The following is a 16,824-nucleotide window of genomic DNA, read 5'->3' as shown; positions in this document are numbered from 1 at the left end:
TAATGAAATCCCGGCTGTTATAATGGCCGGGAACATTCTTAACGCTGTTATTCTGGAGAAAACATGAGCAAAGTACTCGCGACGGAAAATGCACCAGCCGCTATTGGTCCATACGTTCAGGGCGTTGATCTGGGCAGCATGATCATCACCTCTGGCCAGATCCCGGTGAACCCGAAGACCGGTGCTGTTCCGGAAGATGTAGCCGCACAGGCGCGTCAGTCGCTGGAAAACGTCCAGGCCATCGTGGAATCTGCGGGTCTGAAAGTCGGCGATATCGTGAAAACCACCGTATTCGTAAAAGATTTGAACGATTTCGCGACCGTTAACGCCACCTATGAAGCCTTCTTCACCGAGCACAACGCCACCTTCCCGGCCCGTTCTTGTGTGGAAGTGGCTCGCCTGCCTAAAGACGTGAAAATTGAAATCGAAGCGATTGCCGTTCGTCGCTAAGATATTTCCACTCAGTGGAATGAAAGGCAGCTTAGGCTGCCTTTTTTTTGGTTATTTTTCCTCACGGCTTAAAATGACGCCCCTCTGCGTCCATTAATACACTGCCTGCGCAGTATCCCTCTTTTAATGGACTCGCCATGAAACTTTCAAAAATCGCGTTTGCGGTGGCAACAATGACGGTTGCCACATCTGTATTTGCCCATGGGTATATCGAATCCCCCGCCAGCCGTGCATACATGTGCAAGCTCGGCCAAAATATCGATTGCGGTTCTGTTCAGTACGAACCGCAAAGTGTAGAGAAATCCTCCGGCTTCCCGGCGGGTGCGATGCCACCTGACGGTCAGCTTGCCAGTGCAGGGATTGCCAACTATTCCCAGTTAGACAAACAGAGCCTGAATGCCTGGACTAAAAACCCGATGACGGCAGGCCCACATAACTTTGTCTGGCGTCATACTGCGCCACATAAAACCGCTAACTGGCGTTTTTATATCACAAAGCAAAACTGGGACCCGAATAAGCCTCTCAGCCGAAACCAGTTTGAATTAACCCCATTCTGTACCATCAATGGTAATGGACAAGCGCCGTCAATGACCCAATCCATGACGTGCAATGTGCCAGAACGTACCGGTTACCAGGTGATATACGGCGTATGGGAAATTGCGGATACCGCAAACAGCTTCTATCAGACGATTGACGTTGATTTCGGTCAGGGAAGTCATGTGACACCCGATGAATCGCCTGCGGCCGTTTCCGAATGGCGTAAATCCCTGAGCGGACAAATCTCGGGGAATAACCTGAATGCAGGCGATAAAGTGATCGCCCGCTTCTTTGACGCTAACGGTGAAGTTGCCGCCCTGCGCACAGAGATGACCATCGCCTCTGCCGAACAGGGCGATGCGAATCAGTGGTCCTACGATCTGGCGCAGAAAGTGAATACCGCACAAAGCGAGGTGCGGGTAGGCGTGAAAGATGAAAGTGGGGACGTTAACCCGGTGCATGGCGCAAACAGCGTGTTCGTGAAAGACGGGAGCGCGCTCAGATCCGTTGCAATTTCGTATGAAGAGCAGCAGGCCGTTGTGAATGAGAGCATCGCCGTCTCTAACGTGCAATACAGCAAAATTGTGGGTGGTAACGCAACCGTGAAATTCCACATCAACACTCGCGGCAACGTGAATGTTGAAGCACATGTGATGAACCATATGGGAGTGGAAAAAGGCTATCTGAAGCAAGATATGAACAATGCCAACCAGGACGTCACTCTGACCCTGACGGGGGTAACAGCTGGCCACCATATGCTGAAGTATTTCGCCACCAATAAAGACGGCACGCTGTTTGCCCAGGACGTCATTAATCTGATGCTGGAAGACAATGCCCCGGCAGGAAATACCCCGAAATATGATTACACCTTCCCCGAAAACCTTGCGTCTTACAAAGCGGGAACCGTCGTGCTGCAGCCTAAAAATGGTAAGACCTACCAGTGCAGGCCGATGCCATACAGCGGATATTGTGTGCAGTGGAAAGCCTATTCAAATCAGTTTGAACCTGGCGTAGGAGCACACTGGAAAGAGGCGTGGGTGTTGAAAAACTGAGTCGCCTGATCTCCTCTCCCCATCGGGGAGAGGAGCATTTTTCGACGTCTACTGATTCCGCGTCGCATTGAGTAACGTTTCGAGCGGATAGACCGCCGCAATCACTACCTCGTCCTGAATCTTCGCCGCGTTATCAAGTTCATTCTGAATTGAGGCAATTTCTTTGTCGTCGAGCGTGCCCTGCCGCGCCACCAAATCTGTCAGCCTCAGGCCGATGGACGCCAGCTTATCAACCTCCTGAATCACGGGCTTTATCGCCTTGAGTTGGTAATTGCTTTCACTGAGCGCCAGCACGTCGCTGGTATTACTCTGCCAGCGGTTAAACACATGGCGTAACGCCTCAGCACTTTCGTTATCTTCTGCATCGCTGACTAAGCGATCGACCCATTTCGTCATCTGCCGCACGGTGTTGCTTTCCGCATTCAGCGCATCGGCAAAACGGTTGAGCGGCTCAAACTGATGATAGTTACCGGCCTGGAATTTCAGGTGTTGGCGGGTGTAATACTGTGCAGGCTCCACCGCCTGAGCGAGAATTTGCAGCGGCAGCGTGTCAGCATTGTTCGCCAGCCGGGTAAAATACGCCTGCTGCTGGCTGTGCTGTTGTAAGCCCACTGATACCGTCGACCAGGCATCAATAGCCTGTAAGCGGGTGTACATGTTGTCGATATCGTTAACGTCCTGTGCCGACCACAGACGTTCAGCGACCGCAAATGCACGCGGCCACAGTTTGATGTCCAGTACTGGTGCAACCACATTTTCCGCCCACAGAGCCGCTTCACCGCCAGACAGATTAGCCTGCGGGCTGGCATCGGGTACAACCGGGACAATACCTTTCGGTACATCATCCAGCAGCTTGCCACTAACAGGATAACGGGCGTTGCCCAACAGGAAATAGCCGCTCAGCGTATCGTTATTTACCGTCACCACTGGACGCGTTTCTCCCATCCAGGTATCCACGGTGAAGGTCACCTGGTTATCGCTGCGCCATTCGATATCCTGCACTGCACGGCGGGATTTACCGCTAAAGTCGATAAACCCGCGCCAGCCAGACTCGCCTTTCACCAGCGTAAAGCTCCCCTCCACCGGTTTCCCCTTCAGGCGTGGCATCGAGAAAGACCAGCTCTGCGCGCTGTCGTTGTCACCAATAACATCAACGTTGTTTAAGCCCTGAGGCACAATTTCATTGCGATAGTGGTAAGCCGTGGACTGAGGCTGATCGAGATAAAAGCCGGTGGAAAGGATGCCTTTATAGCCCTTTTCCGCCACCTGCCCCAGCGCATCTTGCCCTTGCCAGGACTGGATCAGAATGCTTTTTGGCAGATCAGGGTGGAAGATCTCATCCCAACCCACCATCCGGCGATGATGTTTTTCGAGGATCGTTTCCAGCTTGCGGTTGAAATAGGCCTGCAATGCGTGGCTGTCGGTCAGGCTATTATCTCGCATAAATGTCTGGATCGCTGCGTTGTTCTTCCACTGCGTGTCATCGACTTCATCGCCGCCAATGTGCAGATAAGGGTCCGGGAAGATCGCGGTCAGTTCCGTAACCATCGCCTCAGCAAATGCATAAGTGGCCTCTTTTGTTGGATCAAGCACCGGCTTCAGGACTCCCCAGTGACGCTCCATTTCATAAGGCCCTGGTGCGCTCATCAGTTCGGGATAAGCCACGGCAATAGCCGAAGCGTGGCCTGGCATATCGATCTCAGGAACCACACGAATCCCGCGTGCGGTGGCGTAGCGCACAATCTCCCGCATTTGATCCGGTGTGTAAAACAGCCCGTCGCTGGCAAGCTGTGTCAGCTTCGGATAGCGTTTTGAGGCGAAACGCCAGCCCTGATCGTCGGTCAGATGCCAGTGCAGGACGTTGAGTTTTGCCGCAGCCATGCCGTCAATCTGTCGTTTGATATCGTCAGGCGGAATAAAGTGGCGGGCAGAGTCGAGCAAGAGTCCTCGCCACGGGAAGCGCGGAGAATCGTCGATCGTCACCCAGGGGATAAACGTGTTTTCTGTCCCGTTCTGGATGAGCTGCAGTAATGTCTCCATACCGCGTAGCGCACCAAAGCGCGTGTTGGCCGCAATATTCACGCCGCTGGCATTCACGGTAAGCGTATAGCTTTCGTCGCTGTCCGGCATGGGTTGCGTCGGGACCTTTCGGGCAATGGCGAAGGTGATCGTGGCGTGCTCCGGTTTGGCTGCCTGCGGCTGTAACGTCCAGCCCGTTTGCAGGGCAATACGCTGACGCAGGCGTGTCGGGGCATCGCCCAGGTCATCCCCCGTCACGTTAACAGAGGTTTTATCGGTCAGGACCAGCGCACCCTGAGTAGCCGGGCGTTCGACCTTCGCAGGCCATGGCATCAGGGGAAGATCGCCTGCCGGAGCGGCAAACGCAGAAGAGCCGAGTAAGAGTCCGGCGGTTAAGAGACTGTACCGTAACATGAATGTTCCTTATCAGAATCTGACGGGCCAATTAAAGGCAAAACATTCTGTTAACATACGGTCAATTTGTCGTCAAGGAAATGCCACGACGGAGATCACAGGTTGCTGAATTTTACAGGGATGTTTGCATGAGTTTTTTCATCATTTCTATTCCGCTCCCTCGCACATTCAATATGCCAAAAGGAATAAAATTACTCATCAGATAAATACAAAGCCATCAAACAATAATTTAATTATATATAGGGAGTATTTTTCAAAAATGTATTTTTTCAGGTTGAAAATGCCTATTTAAATTATTAAGGTACTTTAAAAAAGGAGAGCCAAAATATGTCTGAACAATACCATTTAAAAATCAGCCAAGGAGATGTGGCACCGTATGTTTTACTACCAGGTGATCCAGGCAGAGTAAAAGCTGTCGCCAGTTATTGGGATAAGGCAGAACTTATCGCAAGCAATCGTGAATACGTCACCTATACTGGCGAATATAAAGGTGTTCCAATTAGTTGTACCAGTACCGGCATTGGCTGCCCATCAACATCAATCGCCATGGAAGAATTGGCACGCTGCGGCGCGACTACGTTTGTGCGTATTGGTACCTGCGGAACATTTCAGGATCATGTCAAAAATGGTGATATTGCTATTTTTGACTCCGCGCTTAGGCTGGATGGATCGTCTAAACTCTACGTTCCTGCTGAATATCCTGCGGTTGCAAGCCATGAAGTGGTTGACGCATGCGCACGCGCAGTAAGAGGATTGGGCTACACAGGCCATGTCGGAACAACACGTTCCGCAGATACATTCTATGCCGGACATGCGAAACCGGGTTCCTCCTTCAATGATTACTGGCAATCATCCTGGGCGCATCATTTCGAAGACTTAAAACGCATGAATGTACTCGCAGCCGAAATGGAAGCCAGTATCATTTTTGTGCTCGCCAGACTCTGGGGATTACGGGCCGGAGGATGTGCAGTCGTTATGGATAATATTTGTAACGTTGCAGGTGAGAGCGGCCAGTTTGATCCGCAAAAAGAATTTGACCATAGCGCCAACCATATTGAACGACTGGCACTCGCGGGCTGTGAAACCATTCGAATGCTGGCTGACCTGGATGCCAAAGAATAATAAAATGGATAATAAAAAGGATGCAAAGTAAATGTTAATGGATTTTTATAGATAATTATTCTTACTGAGTGACATCTTGAATATCTATTATCAGCTCCTGAAAAACATTCCTGAAAATAATTTTTATCACATCGCACTTAATTATCAGATAGATAAAATAGCAGCCAGTAAGATGTTTTTACTGGCTGTTTTATCATTCAGATTAATCGACCTTTGACATCATTCTGTCACTGCCAGCCATACCGACGGCTGTAGAACCCTTTCACCATCTGCGTCAGCACCATGTAACCAGCCAGAATCGCCACCAGCCACGGGAAGTAGCTCAGCGGCAGTGCCTGCAGTTGCAGGTAGCTCGCCAGCGGTGAGAACGGCAGCGCGATACCGAGTGCCATCACGATACCAGTCATGATGATCAGCGGCCACGCAGCACGGCTCTGGATAAACGGAATACGACGCGTGCGGATCATATGCACAATCAGCGTTTGCGACAGCAGTCCGACCACAAACCAGCCTGACTGGAACAGAGTCTGGTGTTCCGGTGTGTTTGCGTGGAACACAAACCACATCAGGCAGAAGGTCAGAATGTCGAAGATCGAGCTAATCGGACCAAAGAACAGCATGAAACGGCCAAGATCAGATGGATTCCAGCGCTGTGGCTTCTGGATCTGCTCATCGTCCACGTTATCAAACGGGATCGCCACCTGAGAGACATCGTACATCAGGTTTTGAATCAGCAGATGCAACGGCAGCATCGGCAGGAACGGTAAGAACGCGCTCGCCACCAGTACGCTAAAGACGTTACCGAAGTTAGAGCTGGCGGTCATCTTGATGTACTTCAGCATGTTAGCAAAGGTGCGACGGCCTTCAATCACCCCCTCTTCCAGCACCATCAGGCTTTTTTCCAGCAGAATGATATCGGCCGCTTCACGGGCGATGTCCACCGCCCCGTCGACGGAGATACCAATGTCAGCCGCCCGCAATGCTGGCGCATCATTGATGCCATCTCCCATAAAGCCCACCACATGCCCCTCACGGCGCAGCAGCATGACGATACGCTCTTTATGCATCGGTGTGAGACGGGCGAACAGCGTGGTGTGTTGCGCCAGTTTCGCCAGTTCATCATCTCCGAGGTGTTCAATATCACTCCCCACCACCACATCACCCGCATCCAGCCCCACTTCATGGCACACTTTCGCGGCCACCAACTCACTGTCACCGGTGAGGATTTTTACGGTGATCCCACTCGCTTTCAGCGCTTTCAGTGCCGGAGCGGTCGTTTCTTTCGGCGGATCGAGGAAGGCGATATACCCTTCGAGGATCAGATCGGATTCGTCGATACGCTGATAGTCACCCTCACGTGCAGGCAGGAATTTGCTTGCCACAGCCACAACGCGCAGCCCCTGACGGTTCAGATTGTCGGTAACACGTTTGATGCGGCGCAGCATGGTGTCGTCCAGCGGGACGATGTCGCCGTTATGACGCACCTGTGTGCAGACATTCAGGATCTCCTGTAACGCTCCTTTGCAGATCAGTTGATGTACATCCTGCTGTTCACTGACCACCACCGACATCCGGCGGCGTTCAAAATCGAACGGGATCTCATCCACTTTTTGCCAGCGGCCCGAAAGTGTGCGGGCGGACTCTTCATCAACGCCTTCCAGCACAGCAACATCCAACAGGTTTTTCAGCCCGGTCTGGTAGTGGCTGTTAAGCCAGGCGCTGTGCAGCACACGATCGCTGGTTTTACCGGAGATATCGGTATGGTTTTCCAGCACGATCTTGTCCTGGGTCAGCGTCCCGGTTTTATCGGTACACAGGATGTCCATCGCGCCAAAGTTCTGGATCGCGTCGAGGTGTTTGACGATCACTTTCTGCTTAGAGAGTTTCACCGCCCCGCGCGCCAGCGTGGAGGTCACAATCATCGGCAGCATTTCCGGCGTTAAGCCCACGGCAACGGAGAGGGCAAACAGCGCGGCCTCCCACCAGTCACCCTTGGTGTAGCCATTAATCAACAACACAATCGGCGTCATCACCATCATGAAGCGGATCAACAGCATGCTGACGCGGCCAATGCCTTTCTGGAAGGCATTCGGTTCATTTTCTTGCTCACCAACGCGCCCGGCGAGTTGCCCAAACCAGGTGTGTCCACCAGTGGCAGTCACAATGGCCTGCGCCGTTCCGCTGACTACCGTCGTGCCCATAAAACACAAGGTATCGCATTCAAGTGGGTTCACCTGCTGAGGATCGCGAGTCCGGGCGACCTTTTCAACCGGCAACGATTCCCCCGTCAAAGAAGCCTGAGCCACAAACAGATCCCGGGCCTGAATAATGCGTAAGTCGGCGGGGATCATATCCCCGGCGGCCAGCTTGACGAGATCGCCTCTCACCAGTTGGTCAATCGGTAGCTCAACCCAGGCATTTTCGCCGAGTTCATTAATCACGCGGGAGACGGTGGCGGTGTTGCTGACCATCGCTTTCAAGGCATCAGCCGCTTTGGTTGAACGCGCTTCCTGCACAAAATTGAGCAGCGTGGAAATCCCAACCATCAACGCGATCACGCCTGCGGCAAACAGATCTTCAGTGGCATAGGAAATAATGCCCAGTACCGTTAACAACAGGTTGAAGGGGTTGCGGTAGCACACCCACAGATGTACCCACCAGGGCGCGGGTTTTTGTGCCGGGATCTGGTTATCGCCATACTCGGCGCGAACTTTCTCGACTTCGGAGGCATTCAGCCCTTCCGGGTGTCCGCCAAACGCGCGCCAGACTTCGTTTTCGTCCATGGCCGCAATGTTCAGGCACTGCTCGGTAAGGGAAGGTGGAATCACCGCCCCCGCCAGATTTTTGGCGTTGGGTAGCGGATCGCGTTGTACAAGGCGGTGCGGCAAATGGCGGTTCAGCAGCGCTTGCAGCTGGCGGGTGATATTTTTCAGCATCATAAGCTCCCCTGCGTTCACCAGGGCGAACACAGTTCAGTCTTCAGGCACGACAAGGCCGTACCTGGCGGCACTTAAATTTTCAGCAGGAACGAATGAAACGTTGCTGCCTCACATCACCGGTGAGACAGCACGGGCTGGCTTACCGGATAGAAAGAACTCTCCCGTTCAGGAGAGGCGTGGGATCGGGATCCATGTAACCTCCGGTAAGTAAAATGAGGGTGTCGCCGCGCAGTATAAGGATTTAACCGTACCGTTTGTGGCGATTCGGGCGGTATTATAACGCCATGCAAATAAACCAAACGTAAACCAGACTTTGCCCATAGCGAAATCACGCTATAGCATTAGGCTCAATTGACGACTGCCTTCGCCGTGACAGGGAATAAAAGATGCAAAACCGCCTTACGATTAAAGACATCGCGCGTTTAAGCGGCGTGGGGAAATCCACCGTGTCACGCGTGCTGAACAACGAAAGTGGTGTCAGCGAGCGCACACGCGAGCGCGTCGAAGCGGTGATGAATCAGCACGGTTTTTCCCCTTCCCGCTCCGCACGCGCCATGCGTGGACAAAGCGACAAAGTGGTGGCGATTATCGTTTCGCGTCTGGATTCGCTGTCAGAAAACCTGGCCGTTCAGACCATGCTGCCGGCGTTTTATGAGCAGGGTTATGACCCGATCATGATGGAAAGCCAGTTCTCGCCGCAAATGGTTGAAGAACACCTGGGGATGCTGCAACGCCGTAACATCGACGGTGTGGTACTGTTTGGTTTCACTGGCATAAAAGATGAAATGCTCAAACCCTGGCAGCCGTCACTGGTTCTGCTGGCGCGTGATGCCACTGGATTTGCCTCGGTGTGTTATGACGACGAGGGCGCGATTATCACCCTGATGCAGCGTCTGTTTGATAAAGGTCATCGCCACATTAGTTTCCTCGGCGTACCGCACGCGGATGTCACGACCGGCAAGCGTCGCCATGAAGCCTACCTGGCATTTTGCAAAAAGCACAACCTCTCTGCCGTGGCCTCCCTGCCTGGGCTGGGCATGAAGCAGGGTTACGAGCAGGTCGCCAGCGTCCTGACACCACAGACCACCGCGCTGGTGTGTGCCACGGATACCCTGGCGCTGGGTGCGAGCAAATATTTGCAGGAACAACGCATCGACAACCTGCAAGTGGCGAGCGTGGGAAGTACACCGCTGATGAAGTTCCTGCACCCGGAGATCATCACCGTCGATCCGGGCTATGCCGAGTCCGGCAGACAAGCCGCCACACAGTTGATCGAGCAGATCAACGGCCGCAGCGAACTGCGCCAGATCGTTATTCCAGTTCACCTCTCTTAAGCTTCTTATCCCTTCTTTTTTTCGCGTCGCAGGCGTGTTCCTGCAACGCGAATTGCACAGGTCATAAACAGATTATTGTGATCTTCGCCCAATTTCGGGAACGTTCCCATTTTCGTAAAGACGCTTAAAGAGTAGGCTTGCGTTCAGGTCATTACACCCTTCTCCATCTGTCATGAGGTTTCATGATGAGTAAAGTCAAGCAAGCAGATATCGACCAGTTGATCGTCCTGGTTGGGGGCCGTGAGAACATCGCGACCGTCAGCCATTGCATTACCCGCCTGCGTTTTGTGCTGAACGATCCAGCCAAAGCCAACCCGAAAGCTATCGAAGAGTTGTCGATGGTCAAAGGCTGTTTCACCAACGCCGGGCAGTTCCAGGTTGTCATTGGCACGGAAGTGGGCGATTACTACCAGGCTCTACTGGCGACCACCGGCCACTCTTCTGCCGATAAAGAGCAGGCGAAGAAAGCCGCGCGTCAAAATATGAAATGGCATGAGCAGTTAATCTCTCACTTTGCGGAGATCTTCTTCCCGCTGCTGCCAGCGCTTATCAGCGGAGGCTTGATCTTAGGCTTCCGCAACGTGATCGGTGATGTGCCGATAAGCGATGGCAAAACCCTGGCGCAAATGTACCCCGCGCTGCAAACCATCTACGATTTCCTGTGGCTGATTGGTGAGGCGATCTTCTTCTATCTGCCGGTCGGGATTTGCTGGTCAGCGGTACGCAAGATGGGCGGCACGCCAATACTGGGTATCGTGCTGGGCGTGACGCTGGTTTCGCCTCAGTTAATGAACGCTTACTTACTTGGTCAACAAGTCCCCGAGGTGTGGAACTTTGGTCTGTTTACCATTGCGAAAGTGGGCTACCAGGCGCAGGTTATCCCGGCATTGCTGGCGGGCCTGGCACTGGGCTTTATTGAAACCCGCTTAAAACGTATCGTGCCTGATTACCTCTATCTGGTGGTCGTGCCGGTCTGTTCGTTGATTATTGCGGTCTTCCTCGCCCATGCCTTTATCGGCCCCTTTGGCCGCATGATCGGTGACGGCGTTGCTTTCGCGGTTCGCCACCTGATGACCGGTAGCTTCGCGCCAATTGGTGCTGCCCTGTTTGGCTTCTTGTATGCCCCACTGGTGATCACCGGCGTGCATCAGACCACCCTCGCAATTGATATGCAGATGATTCAAAGCCTTGGCGGAACGCCAGTCTGGCCTATCATCGCGCTGTCTAACATCGCTCAGGCCTCTGCGGTAACCGGTATTATTCTGGTCAGCCGTAAACATAACGAACGCGAAATCTCTGTACCTGCGGCCATCTCCGCCTATCTCGGCGTCACAGAACCGGCAATGTACGGGATTAACCTCAAATACCGTTTCCCAATGCTGTGCGCAATGATCGGCTCCGGCCTGGCGGGTCTGATTTGCGGTCTGAATGGCGTGATGGCGAACGGAATCGGGGTTGGCGGATTGCCGGGTATCCTCTCCATCCAGCCGACCTACTGGCAGATATTTGCGCTGGCGATGGCAGTTGCGATTATTGTCCCAATGGCGCTGACCACCTTCATTTACCAGCGTAAATTCCGTCAGGGCACGTTGCAGATTGTTTAACTTCATCTTTCGGGGCGCAATTGCGCCCCTCAGCATTTGCAGGAACGCATTATGAATACCCTTCCTCACTGGTGGCAAAACGGCGTCATCTATCAGATTTACCCAAAGAGTTTTCAGGATACAACCGGCTGTGGTACGGGTGATTTACGCGGCGTGACACAGCGCCTCGACTACCTGAAAACCCTCGGCATTGACGCCATCTGGCTGACGCCGTTCTACCTCTCTCCGCAGATTGATAACGGTTACGACGTGGCGAGTTATACCGCCATAGACCCGGCCTACGGTACGCTGGATGACTTTGATGAACTGGTTGCCGAGGCACATACGCGTGGCATTCGCATTGTGCTGGATATGGTGTTTAACCACACCTCGACGCAACATGCGTGGTTCCGTGAGTCGCTGAATAAAGAGAGCCCGTATCGTCAGTTCTATATCTGGCGTGATGGCACACCGGATGGTTTGTTACCGAATAACTGGCGCTCGAAGTTTGGCGGTAACGCCTGGCGCTGGCACGCCGGAAGCGAGCAGTATTATCTGCATCTGTTTGCCCCGGAACAGGCGGATCTCAACTGGGAAAATCCGGCTGTTCGGGCCGAACTGAAAAAAGTGTGTGAGTTCTGGGCCGATCGCGGCGTCGACGGATTACGCCTCGACGTGATCAATCTGGTGTCCAAAGATCAGGATTTCCCGAACGATGAGTACGGTGATGGGCGCCGCTTCTACACCGACGGGCCACGCATCCATGAATATTTACAGGAGATGAGCCGAGACGTTTTTGTCCCGCGTAACCTGATGACGGTAGGCGAGATGTCTTCAACTTCGCTGGAAAACTGCCAGCAGTACGCCTCCCTCGACGGGCGTGAGTTATCCATGACCTTTAACTTCCATCACCTGAAGGTCGACTATCCTGGCGGAGAAAAATGGACGAAGGCGCAACCGGATTACGTTGCGCTGAAAACCCTGTTCAACCACTGGCAGCAAGGCATGCATAACAAAGCCTGGAATGCGCTGTTCTGGTGTAATCACGATCAACCACGCATTGTCTCGCGTTTTGGCGACGAGGGAGAATACCGCGTGCCTGCCGCGAAAATGCTGGCGATGGTGCTGCATGGAATGCAGGGGACGCCGTATATCTACCAGGGCGAAGAGCTGGGCATGACTAACCCACACTTCACCCGCATTACTGATTATCGCGATGTTGAAAGCCTGAATATGTTTACGGAACTGCGCGCCAGTGGACGTGAAGCCGACGAGTTGCTCGATATTTTGGCAAGCAAATCCCGCGATAATGGCCGCACGCCAATGCAATGGGATGCATCACCAAACGCGGGCTTTACTGCGGGTGAGCCCTGGATTGCTGTCTGCGATAACTTCCAGGACATTAATGCAAGCGCTGCGCTTAACGACCCAGGCTCCGTGTTTTATGCCTATCAGTCGCTGATTACGCTGCGCAAAACGCTGCCGGTGCTGACATGGGGCGATTACCAGGATCTGCTGCCTGAACACCCTTCTCTGTGGTGCTACCGTCGTCAGTGGCAGGGGCAAACCCTGATCGTTGTGGCCAACCTCACCCATAACAGCCATGAATGGCAGCCAGAGGCGTTCAGCGGCGAATGGCAGGCCGTGATGAGCAACTACGTGGAAACGGCCAACAAACCAGGCCCAATGACACTACGCCCGTTTGAAGCCGTATGGTGGTTACAGGCATAAATCAAAACACCGGGCATGCCAATATGCCCGGTTTATTTTGCTGTTTTTGTTGAATAATTAATCAGATTTTTCCTTCCTGCCTTTACAAAGGCTGAAGCGCCCGTCGTTTGTACTCTCGTCTTTTTACTTTGTTCTGCATCAAAAAAAACGCAAACATGTTTGATGCAAATCACTATATGTAGCACTTAAAATGCACGCCGACCCAACATCTTGTATTTATCGTCTACTATTCCAACAACAAGACGGCGACTCAGCTCTCCGGAATTGTGGATAACAAGTGTGGGGAACGAGGGAAGTCGCTGGGCTATCTGTAAATCTGCCCGGTGAATACTTCTCCACCTCTGTGGATAACCTGTTTTTAAAATGGAGTGATCATGACACCGCATGTGATGAAACGAGATGGCTGTAAAGTGCCGTTTAAATCAGAGCGCATCAAAGAAGCCATTCTGCGTGCAGCTAAAGCAGCGGGAGTCGATGACGCAGATTACTGCGCCACCGTCGCAGAAGTCGTTAGTAGTCAGATGAACGCGCGCAGTCAGGTGGATATCAGCGAGATCCAGGTCGCCGTAGAAAACCAGCTGATGTCTGGCCCGTACAAACAACTGGCGCGCGCCTACATTGAGTACCGTCACGATCGTGACATTCAGCGTGAGAAACGGGGCCGCCTGAATCAGGAGATCCGTGGCCTGGTAGAACAGACCAACTCCGCCCTGCTCAACGAAAACGCCAACAAAGACAGTAAAGTGATCCCAACCCAGCGCGATCTGCTGGCCGGTATCGTCGCCAAACACTATGCCCGCCAGCATCTGCTGCCGCGCGATGTCGTCCAGGCGCACGAACGCGGTGAGATCCACTATCACGATCTCGACTATTCGCCGTTCTTCCCAATGTTCAACTGCATGCTGATTGATCTGAAAGGCATGCTGACCCACGGCTTCAAAATGGGTAACGCTGAGATTGAACCGCCAAAATCTATCTCTACCGCGACAGCCGTAACCGCGCAGATCATTGCCCAGGTTGCCAGCCATATTTACGGCGGAACCACCATTAACCGTATTGACGAAGTGCTCGCACCGTTTGTGACCGAGAGCTTCAACAAACACCGTAAAACGGCGGAAGAGTGGCAGATCCCGGATGCTGACGGCTATGCGCGATCCCGCACTGAAAAAGAGTGCTATGACGCATTCCAGTCGCTGGAATATGAAGTGAACACGCTCCATACCGCCAACGGCCAGACGCCGTTTGTAACCTTTGGCTTTGGTCTGGGAACCTGCTGGGAGTCACGCCTGATTCAGCAGTCTATTCTGCGCAACCGTATTTCCGGTCTTGGCAAAAATCGCAAAACCGCCGTCTTCCCGAAACTGGTCTTTGCCATTCGCGACGGCCTGAACCATAAATTTGGCGATCCGAACTACGACATCAAACAGCTGGCGCTGGAGTGCGCAAGCAAGCGCATGTACCCGGACATCCTGAACTACGATCAGGTCGTGAAAGTGACCGGCTCCTTTAAAACCCCAATGGGTTGCCGCAGTTTCCTCGGGGTGTATGAGGACGAAAACGGTGAGCAGATCCACGACGGCCGTAACAACCTGGGCGTGATTAGCCTTAACTTGCCGCGCATCGCGCTGGAAGCCAAAGGTAATGAGACGGCCTTCTGGAAACTACTGGACGAACGTCTGCAACTGGCGCGTAAAGCGCTGATGACGCGTATTGCACGTCTGGAAGGGGTGAAAGCCCGCGTTGCACCAATCCTGTATATGGAAGGGGCCTGCGGCGTGCGTCTTAACGCGGATGATGATGTTTCAGAGATCTTCAAAAACGGGCGAGCGTCAATCTCCCTCGGTTATATCGGTATTCACGAAACCATCAACGCGCTGTCAGGCAATCAACACGTCTACGACAGCGATGCCCTGCGGGCGAAAGGTGTCGCTATTGTTCAACGTCTGCGTGATGCCGTTGACCAGTGGAAAGAGGAAACCGGCTACGGTTTCAGCCTGTACAGCACGCCAAGTGAAAACCTTTGCGACCGTTTCTGCCGGCTGGATACCGCCGAGTTTGGCATCGTTGGCGGTGTGACCGATAAAGGTTATTACACCAACAGCTTCCACCTCGACGTTGAGAAAAAGGTTAATCCGTACGACAAAATTGATTTTGAAGCCGCTTACCCGCCGATCGCCAACGGTGGCTTCATCTGCTACGGCGAGTACCCGAACATTCAGCACAACCTGAAAGCACTGGAAGACGTATGGGATTACAGCTATCAGCACGTGCCGTATTACGGAACGAACACACCAATCGACGAGTGTTACGAGTGCGGTTTCACCGGTGAATTTGAGTGCACCAGCAAAGGCTTCACCTGCCCGAAATGCGGTAACCACGATGCCTCCCGTGTCTCCGTGACCCGCCGCGTATGCGGTTATCTCGGCAGTCCGGATGCTCGTCCGTTCAACGCCGGGAAGCAGGAAGAGGTGAAACGTCGCGTGAAACATTTAGGGAACGGGCAGATCGGTTAAGTTCTGCACAGGGTTCTCCCACTCGCCCTACCCCTCTCCCTCAAGGGAGAGGGGACCGATCGAGCACATTGTTAAGCCTGACTCCAGTTTTCTCCCTCTCCCGGTGGGAGAGGGCCGGGGTGAGGGCATCAGGTTAACGCTATGAATTACCATCAATACTACCCCGTCGACATCGTCAACGGTCCTGGAACGCGTTGTACCCTGTTTGTTTCAGGGTGCGTGCATGAATGCCCCGGTTGCTACAACAAAAGCACCTGGCGTTTAAATTCCGGAATGCCGTTCACCAAAGAGGTGGAAGACCGGATCATCAACGATCTGAACGACACACGTATTCACCGCCAGGGAATTTCCCTTTCAGGCGGTGACCCGCTTCATCCACAAAACGTGCCGGAAATTCTGAAGCTGGTTAAACGTATCCGCCGCGAGTGTGCGGGAAAGGACATCTGGGTGTGGACGGGCTACAAGCTGGATGAGCTGAACGCCGCACAAATGGAGGTGGTGGATCTGATCAACGTGCTGGTCGACGGCAAGTTTGTGCAGGATTTAAAAGATCCGGCACTGATCTGGCGAGGAAGCAGCAATCAGGTCGTGCACCATTTGCGTTAAACGCTAAAGCCGTTTGTTTGCGTCATGATAAACGGCTGATTTCTCACGTTTCCAAATGGCGATGACAAATACCGTTATAACGTTGTCCTGAACCTGATAAACCAAACGATAACCCTGGGATTTGAGTTTTATTTTGTAGCAATCGGGCAGACCATGCAGGCGGGCCGATTCCACTCTGGGGTTTACCAACACATCAGCAAGTTTCTTCTTAAACTGGGCTTTTACTGTATCGCTCAGCTTATGCCACTCCTTTAACGCCCTTAGGTCGAATACCAGATCATAAGTCATCCAGACTGACCTTAATTCCCTTTTTCGGACTGACCAGTCTCTCCCGGACGGTCTGAATCAGAGCATCTTCACTGTCGCTGATCGTGACGGTTTTCACCGGCATCCGCCCTGTTTCAGCGACATACTGAAACAGCAAGCGCACCGCCTCTGTCGGCGTGATATTGAGTTTTTCCAGCACGGCATAAGCCTCGTTTTTGAGTTTGTCATCCAGACGGACGTTAAGCGTGGCCATTATG

General features: G+C 53.0%; 12 protein-coding genes. 8 read left to right on the top strand and 4 right to left on the bottom strand.

Annotated elements, in window-relative coordinates:
- Nucleotides 1-63 precede the first annotated feature (63 nt).
- A complete protein-coding gene (ridA, locus tag HV346_RS02440) occupies nt 64-450 on the top strand; it encodes a 2-iminobutanoate/2-iminopropanoate deaminase (protein WP_008501391.1) in 387 nt (128 codons plus the stop codon).
- Between the two features lie 137 nt (nt 451-587).
- Entirely contained in the window at nt 588-2,039 is a 1,452-nt protein-coding gene (gene gbpA, locus HV346_RS02435) for an N-acetylglucosamine-binding protein GbpA (protein WP_181622031.1), read from the top strand.
- Nucleotides 2,040-2,087: 48 nt separating this feature from the next.
- Here gbpA and HV346_RS02430 read toward each other — a convergent pair whose 3' ends face one another.
- Nucleotides 2,088-4,472 (bottom strand): family 20 glycosylhydrolase, encoded by a 2,385-nt coding sequence (locus HV346_RS02430; protein ID WP_181622030.1) that lies wholly within the window; start codon nt 4,470-4,472, stop codon nt 2,088-2,090.
- A 327-nt stretch (nt 4,473-4,799) separates the two neighbouring features.
- On the opposite strand from HV346_RS02430, the gene HV346_RS02425 reads away from it, so the two are divergent.
- Nucleotides 4,800-5,594: a nucleoside phosphorylase gene (locus tag HV346_RS02425; protein ID WP_181622029.1), complete on the top strand. Its 795-nt coding sequence runs from the start codon at nt 4,800-4,802 to the stop codon at nt 5,592-5,594.
- 227 nt (nt 5,595-5,821) lie between these two features.
- Here the strand turns inward: HV346_RS02425 and mgtA are convergent, their stop codons facing one another.
- The gene (gene mgtA / locus HV346_RS02420) at nt 5,822-8,530 is read right to left on the bottom strand and encodes a magnesium-translocating P-type ATPase (protein ID WP_181623673.1); all 2,709 of its coding nucleotides are present in this window, start codon (nt 8,528-8,530) and stop codon (nt 5,822-5,824) included.
- A gap of 389 nt (nt 8,531-8,919) precedes the next feature.
- Here mgtA and treR point away from each other — a divergent pair, with 389 nt between their 5' ends.
- From treR to nrdG, 5 genes are all read left to right on the top strand, one after another.
- The gene (gene treR, locus HV346_RS02415; RefSeq protein WP_181622028.1) at nt 8,920-9,867 is read left to right on the top strand and encodes a trehalose operon repressor TreR; all 948 of its coding nucleotides are present in this window, start codon (nt 8,920-8,922) and stop codon (nt 9,865-9,867) included.
- Between the two features lie 185 nt (nt 9,868-10,052).
- Complete coding sequence (treB, locus tag HV346_RS02410) at nt 10,053-11,471, top strand: PTS trehalose transporter subunit IIBC (RefSeq protein WP_181623672.1); 1,419 nt, start codon at nt 10,053-10,055, stop codon at nt 11,469-11,471.
- A 51-nt stretch (nt 11,472-11,522) separates the two neighbouring features.
- Nucleotides 11,523-13,181: an alpha,alpha-phosphotrehalase gene (treC, locus tag HV346_RS02405; RefSeq protein WP_181622027.1), complete on the top strand. Its 1,659-nt coding sequence runs from the start codon at nt 11,523-11,525 to the stop codon at nt 13,179-13,181.
- Between the two features lie 374 nt (nt 13,182-13,555).
- Nucleotides 13,556-15,694, top strand: coding sequence for an anaerobic ribonucleoside-triphosphate reductase (gene nrdD, locus HV346_RS02400; protein WP_181622026.1), 2,139 nt, complete (start codon nt 13,556-13,558; stop codon nt 15,692-15,694).
- A 141-nt stretch (nt 15,695-15,835) separates the two neighbouring features.
- Nucleotides 15,836-16,300, top strand: coding sequence for an anaerobic ribonucleoside-triphosphate reductase-activating protein (nrdG, locus tag HV346_RS02395; RefSeq protein WP_181622025.1), 465 nt, complete (start codon nt 15,836-15,838; stop codon nt 16,298-16,300).
- 3 nt (nt 16,301-16,303) lie between these two features.
- On the opposite strand, the gene HV346_RS02390 is transcribed toward nrdG, so the two are convergent.
- Nucleotides 16,304-16,588 carry a type II toxin-antitoxin system RelE/ParE family toxin gene (locus HV346_RS02390; RefSeq protein ID WP_181622024.1) on the bottom strand — a complete coding sequence of 95 codons (285 nt, stop codon included), beginning with the start codon at nt 16,586-16,588 and terminating at the stop codon, nt 16,304-16,306.
- Nucleotides 16,578-16,820 carry a type II toxin-antitoxin system RelB/DinJ family antitoxin gene (locus tag HV346_RS02385; protein ID WP_181622023.1) on the bottom strand — a complete coding sequence of 81 codons (243 nt, stop codon included), beginning with the start codon at nt 16,818-16,820 and terminating at the stop codon, nt 16,578-16,580. The genes HV346_RS02390 and HV346_RS02385 overlap by 11 nt, the downstream gene beginning before the upstream one ends.
- Between the last annotated feature and the right edge of the window lie 4 nt (nt 16,821-16,824).

Source organism: Enterobacter sp. RHBSTW-00994 (genome assembly GCF_013782625.1).
Classification (GTDB): domain Bacteria; phylum Pseudomonadota; class Gammaproteobacteria; order Enterobacterales; family Enterobacteriaceae; genus Enterobacter.
The sequence above is the reverse complement of the archived record's forward strand: the minus strand, read 5'-3'. Positions and strand labels throughout refer to the sequence as shown.